4 protein-coding genes and 1 pseudogene are annotated in these 4,513 nt (G+C 56.8%); 3 read left to right on the top strand and 2 right to left on the bottom strand.

The annotated features are described in order from the left end of the window. Positions 1 to 180: 180 nt before the first annotated feature. Entirely contained in the window at positions 181 to 345 is a 165-nt protein-coding gene (locus tag ACNQQL_RS35665; protein WP_347069474.1) for a hypothetical protein, read from the top strand. A 328-nt stretch (positions 346 to 673) separates the two neighbouring features. Here the strand turns inward: ACNQQL_RS35665 and ACNQQL_RS35660 are convergent, their stop codons facing one another. Further along, complete coding sequence (locus ACNQQL_RS35660) at positions 674 to 1,987, bottom strand: helix-turn-helix domain-containing protein (protein ID WP_347069472.1); 1,314 nt, start codon at positions 1,985 to 1,987, stop codon at positions 674 to 676. A gap of 388 nt (positions 1,988 to 2,375) precedes the next feature. On the opposite strand from ACNQQL_RS35660, the gene ACNQQL_RS35655 reads away from it, so the two are divergent. Further along, a complete protein-coding gene (locus tag ACNQQL_RS35655; protein WP_347069470.1) occupies positions 2,376 to 3,227 on the top strand; it encodes a LysR substrate-binding domain-containing protein in 852 nt (283 codons plus the stop codon). Here the strand turns inward: ACNQQL_RS35655 and ACNQQL_RS35650 are convergent. After that, positions 3,203 to 3,403: a hypothetical protein gene (locus ACNQQL_RS35650; RefSeq protein ID WP_347069466.1), complete on the bottom strand. Its 201-nt coding sequence runs from the start codon at positions 3,401 to 3,403 to the stop codon at positions 3,203 to 3,205. The genes ACNQQL_RS35655 and ACNQQL_RS35650 overlap by 25 nt on opposite strands. Before the next feature lie 195 nt (positions 3,404 to 3,598). Between ACNQQL_RS35650 and ACNQQL_RS35645 the strand changes: the two are divergent. Beyond that, positions 3,599 to 4,513 (top strand): annotated as a pseudogene (locus tag ACNQQL_RS35645) (IS3 family transposase); the annotation flags it as partial.

Below are 4,513 nucleotides of genomic sequence, written 5' to 3'. Positions count from 1 at the left end.
TTCCACGCGCTTGAGCGCGTCCATGATCTGGCTGTCCGTGAATCTCGACTTCTTCATGCTGTAGAACTCCCTCAGCAAGAAAATTCTACTTCTGGTCACACCGGTTTTTCGAGGAGATTACCAACCCATTTGCTCGAGCGCTCCAGAAATCGAATGAACTGACCGGGAAGACTGGAAGCCATGACGGCCAAAGTACGTGAGAAACTTCTGCAGGAGGTACTGGATAGCATGGTGATCGGCAAGCGCTACTTCTCGGCCGACCTGGCGGGAAAGTATGGCGTGTCAAGCTCCCGGATGACATCCGTCCTCGTCGCGCTGGTGAAACAAAAGATGATCAGGCGGTAACCACGCCAAGCGAACATCATCTCGACTACTACGAGCGCCTCGCTCCCGGCGACAGAATGAAAGTCTCGAATTTTTGGGTGTCGAAACCGACGTTCGATGCGGACTATGCGAAGACGCTGTCCTGTCAACGTGATCTCAGCTTCGACGCGCGACGCAAGTAGATCCGGAAGGGAAATCGAGCACGCAAGCCGCGTAGAAGAATGTGGCAGGTGCTCGAAATCAGCATCTTAGAAGCGGCTCAAGAGTCCGGTGTGCTACGCCGGCACCCGCGACGCCGTGATTCCACCCAATCAAGGCTCCGGAAATCACGGCTCCGGAATACTCACTTTCATTCATGGTTGATTCTCATCCTGCGCGGCGTGACGCCATAATACTTTTTCATCGTCGAGGTCAGGTAGCTTTGCGTACCGAATCCACACTCGAGCGCGATCGAGATAATGCTATTCGAAGTATGGCAGAGCAAGTGCCGCGCCCGCTCCAGCCGTCGCTCGATAACGTATTGTATTGGTGTCCGCGAGAATAATTCCTTGAATGTCGCAATGGTTGTTTGCTCGGTCATTTCGAGGTGGCGCGCAATATCACTCAAGCTGATACGCTCACCCAGCGATGCATTAATATACTCATTGATCGCCTGCTCGCACATTGCATTACGCTCCACGGAGACACGGGAAATCACATCTTCCACATTCGGATTTCGCCGATAGGTAGCACCGGGTGACTCCCCAAAACGTCGGATATAATCAAGAATAAAACGCTCGGTGATAGAAAATCCGTAAACATGAAGCGTCTCGATAAAGCCCATGCCGTCTTCCTTTAACAGTGCACGATTCACACAATCCAGCCGAGCCTCATGGAAGATCTCTATCGCACTTCGTCCGGTCAGACGTTTGATCCCTTTTTCCAGCCCGTCTGTCGCGCATGCCAGTTCGTGCGCGATCATGCCTAGCGTTCGCCACTGCAAGGGGGCCGTCGCGATCATATTGAGCGCTGAGCGCACGAGTTGCTCGTTGACGTAACGATCGCTGGAAAGAATCTCCCTGTAGTTGTTCGCATGCCCCACCAGCACCATCTTCAACATGTGCTCGATCAGTGCTTGAGCGGCGATACCCGGGACAGGATCCATCAACATCATCTGCTGCAGGCAATCGGTCGCTGCATTCCATTGCACTGCCGTTTCTTGCGACAACGGCCGAGGATCGAACGCAAGCGGCGTGACGACGGGGCGTCCGATCCACTGCTCGACGAAGCTGGTGAGCGTTGCCGCATCGATGATGACCGACGTTCGGTCACCTCTCTCCTGCTTGTTCACCAATGCCGATTTCCCGGATATCGAGATCGGCATGACATCGTTTGCCCCGCACTGGACGCTTGTCCCCTGGCTTGAGAAAGCCGATCCGGCCTGCTTGCAGTGCATGAATAAATAGTTGCTCCGCGTGTCCTCCCAGGAGAGCGAAAATGGCTTTTCCTGGATGACGTCGTAGATGGCCACCCCGCCCCACGCCGATCCGACCATGGCGCAGCTACTGCCGGAGGCGCTCAACGGGGTAAATTGGTTGTCCGCGTATCCGCTTTTAATAAACGATGCAATTTCGCTTGCATCGTTGCTGTCCAAGCGACTCTTTACAATTTGATGACCTGCCATGATTCGATCCTTCGTTAGATGGCAATTCGCAAACCGCGTTCCAGTCGCGATGGCGGCGGAGTAATTTTCCGCCCTACCGTCGCATGCGCCAGGTTCGCCACGGAATTCAGCACAGCGCGATCGTGCACAACCGGTTGACGTCCACGCGCTGCTCCAGAGCATCGGGCGGCACACTGTCGGTGATACCGACAATGTGCCGCCGCCTACGCGCAACCATTCGTGGTCTTCGGTGCATTCGAGTGTGCTCATGGCGTCGCCTGGATCCATGTCGGCCAATGCCAGGCGGTGTGCGCGTTTCGGATGACAGTTCCTATACTAGCGATGTATTGACATTTATCAATTTAATACTTTAAATTAAATAATTGACGATGGAAATGGGTAACCAATCATGCTCAATATCCCGACCGACCTGCTGAGGACGTTCGTGAAGGCGGTGGATCTGGGGAGCTTCACCCGCGCCGGCTATGCCGTCGGGAGAAGTCAGTCCGCGGTCAGCCTGCAGGTGCGACGACTCGAGGAATTGCTGGAGGCACCGCTGTTTGTCCGTGGAACCCATCGCGTGAAACTAACCGACGAGGGAACGGCGCTCATCGACTACGCGCGACGGATGCTGTCGTTGAACGACGAGGCGGTCGGCAGCCTTCGGCGGCCGAAGGTTGCCGGCAGCGTGCGTCTTGGTGCACCGCATGAATACACGGCCTCGCTTCTGCCAGTGATACTCGGCAAGTTCGCGCAGTCGCACCCCAACGTGACGCTCGAGGTCACCTGCGATCTGAGCAAGAACCTGCTGGCGCGGCAAGAGAAAGGCGAATTCAATCTGGTCATTGCGTTGCACGACGATGCAGTAAACGCTGAAGGGATCAAGGTGCTTACTGAACCCTTGATATGGGTCACCAGTCCCGATCACGCTAGTCATACGCAGCGCCCACTTTCATTGGTCGTTGCGCCGCCGCCGTGCATCTATCGCAATCGCGTATTGCACACCCTGAGCCGAGTCAACCTGCCCTGGCGAATCGCCTACACGAGCTCCAGCTACAGCGGCATTATCGCAGCGGTGCGCGCCGGTCTTGGTGTTACCCTTCTCGCCAGCAGCACTGTTCCAGACGGAATGAAATCGCTCGGTGAGCGCGATGGCTTTCCCTCGATGGGGCATCTGGATGTGCAGCTGCACACCATGCAGGAAAACGCGACCGAGGCAGTGCACTGCCTGGCGGACTACATCGCGTCCAGCTTCGCTTGATGCGGCGCCGCGCCAGTCAAAGGCAGCGGGTGGTCTGGCCGGTGTTGTATCGCTACCAGACTGATCGCAAATGTCGAAGCGCGATTCCACAGCGGGTCGAAATTGGCGCCCGCGCGGATGACCGGATGAACACCGTCGATCGGCTGAAACCATTCATGAACATCGAGCTCGTTCAATAAACGTGCCTCTCCGTCGAAGCGTTCGCCGCCTGGGTGGGCGCGTCGGATGATATTCCTGACGACGTAGCGATTGCCCAGCGAATTCCGCCATATCTGGACATCCGTCTGCTGGCATTCGCTCTCGGTACGAACTGAGGCCGGTCGAAAAAAGTGGAAGCCAACGTTTCGTAAAATTGAGGAACGGAGGCATGGATGAATCGAATTCCAAGAGCGGTCTATACGAAGGAGCTTCGCGACGAAGCGGTCAAGCTGGCGTTGACTGAAGGCGTTGGGGTATCAGAAGCTTCCCGGCGGTTGTCGATCCCGATCAAGACGCTGGCAAACTGGGTGCGCGCGGCGAAGGCCGGTAAGCTAAAAGATGTCGGTCAGCACCAGAAGCCCCTGACGGAAATGGAAGCCGAGTTGGCGCAGGTCAAGCGCGAACTGGCGGAGGTCAAGATGGAGCGCGATCTCCTAAAAAAGTTCGCGACGTGCTTCGCGAAGGAGTCGCGGTGAGGTACGGCGTGATTGAACAAATGCGACAGCACTATCTCGTGCAGCCGATGTGCTGCGTGCTGGACGTGTCGGTGAGCGGCTACCATGCGTGGCGCAAGCGCAAGCCGTCCGGAAGAACGCAGCAGGACCTCGCCTGGAAGCGGAGGTGCTCGCGGCCCATCAGCGAACTCGGGAAAGTTTCGGGCCTGAGCGCCTGCAGCAACATCTCGAGGAGCGTGGCGTGCGGATCGGCGTGCACCGGATCAGGCGGCTGCGCAGAAAACTGGGACTGCGCTGCAAGCAGAAACGCCGGTTCAAGGCCACGACGAATTCAAAGCACGACCTGCCTGTCGCGCCGAATCTGCTGAACCAGGATTTCGTCGTGACGGTGCCCAATCAAGCCTGGTGCGGTGACATCACCTATATCGCGACTGACGAGGGCTGGCTGTATCTTGCCGGCCTGAAGGACTTGTACAGCGGCGAAATCGTCGGTTACGCGATGAGCGAACGGATGACAAAACATCTAGTCATGCAGGCCCTGTTTCGTGCCGTTGCCACCAGACGACCGCCTGCAGGTCTGATTCAGCACACGGATCGCGGGTCGCAATATTGTGCGCTAGCCTATCAATCGCT

Source organism: Burkholderia sp. LFS061 (assembly GCF_047978125.1).
GTDB classification, from domain to species: domain Bacteria; phylum Pseudomonadota; class Gammaproteobacteria; order Burkholderiales; family Burkholderiaceae; genus Burkholderia; species Burkholderia pyrrocinia_C.
The sequence above is the reverse complement of the archived record's forward strand: the minus strand, read 5'-3'. Positions and strand labels throughout refer to the sequence as shown.

Coding starts and splice junctions, on each gene's coding strand:
- ACNQQL_RS35665 (WP_347069474.1), top strand. CDS start 181: ATGACGGCCAAAGTACGTGAGAAACTTCTGCAGGAGGTACTGGATAGC.
- ACNQQL_RS35660 (WP_347069472.1), bottom strand. CDS start 1,987: ATGGCAGGTCATCAAATTGTAAAGAGTCGCTTGGACAGCAACGATGCA.
- ACNQQL_RS35655 (WP_347069470.1), top strand. CDS start 2,376: ATGCTCAATATCCCGACCGACCTGCTGAGGACGTTCGTGAAGGCGGTG.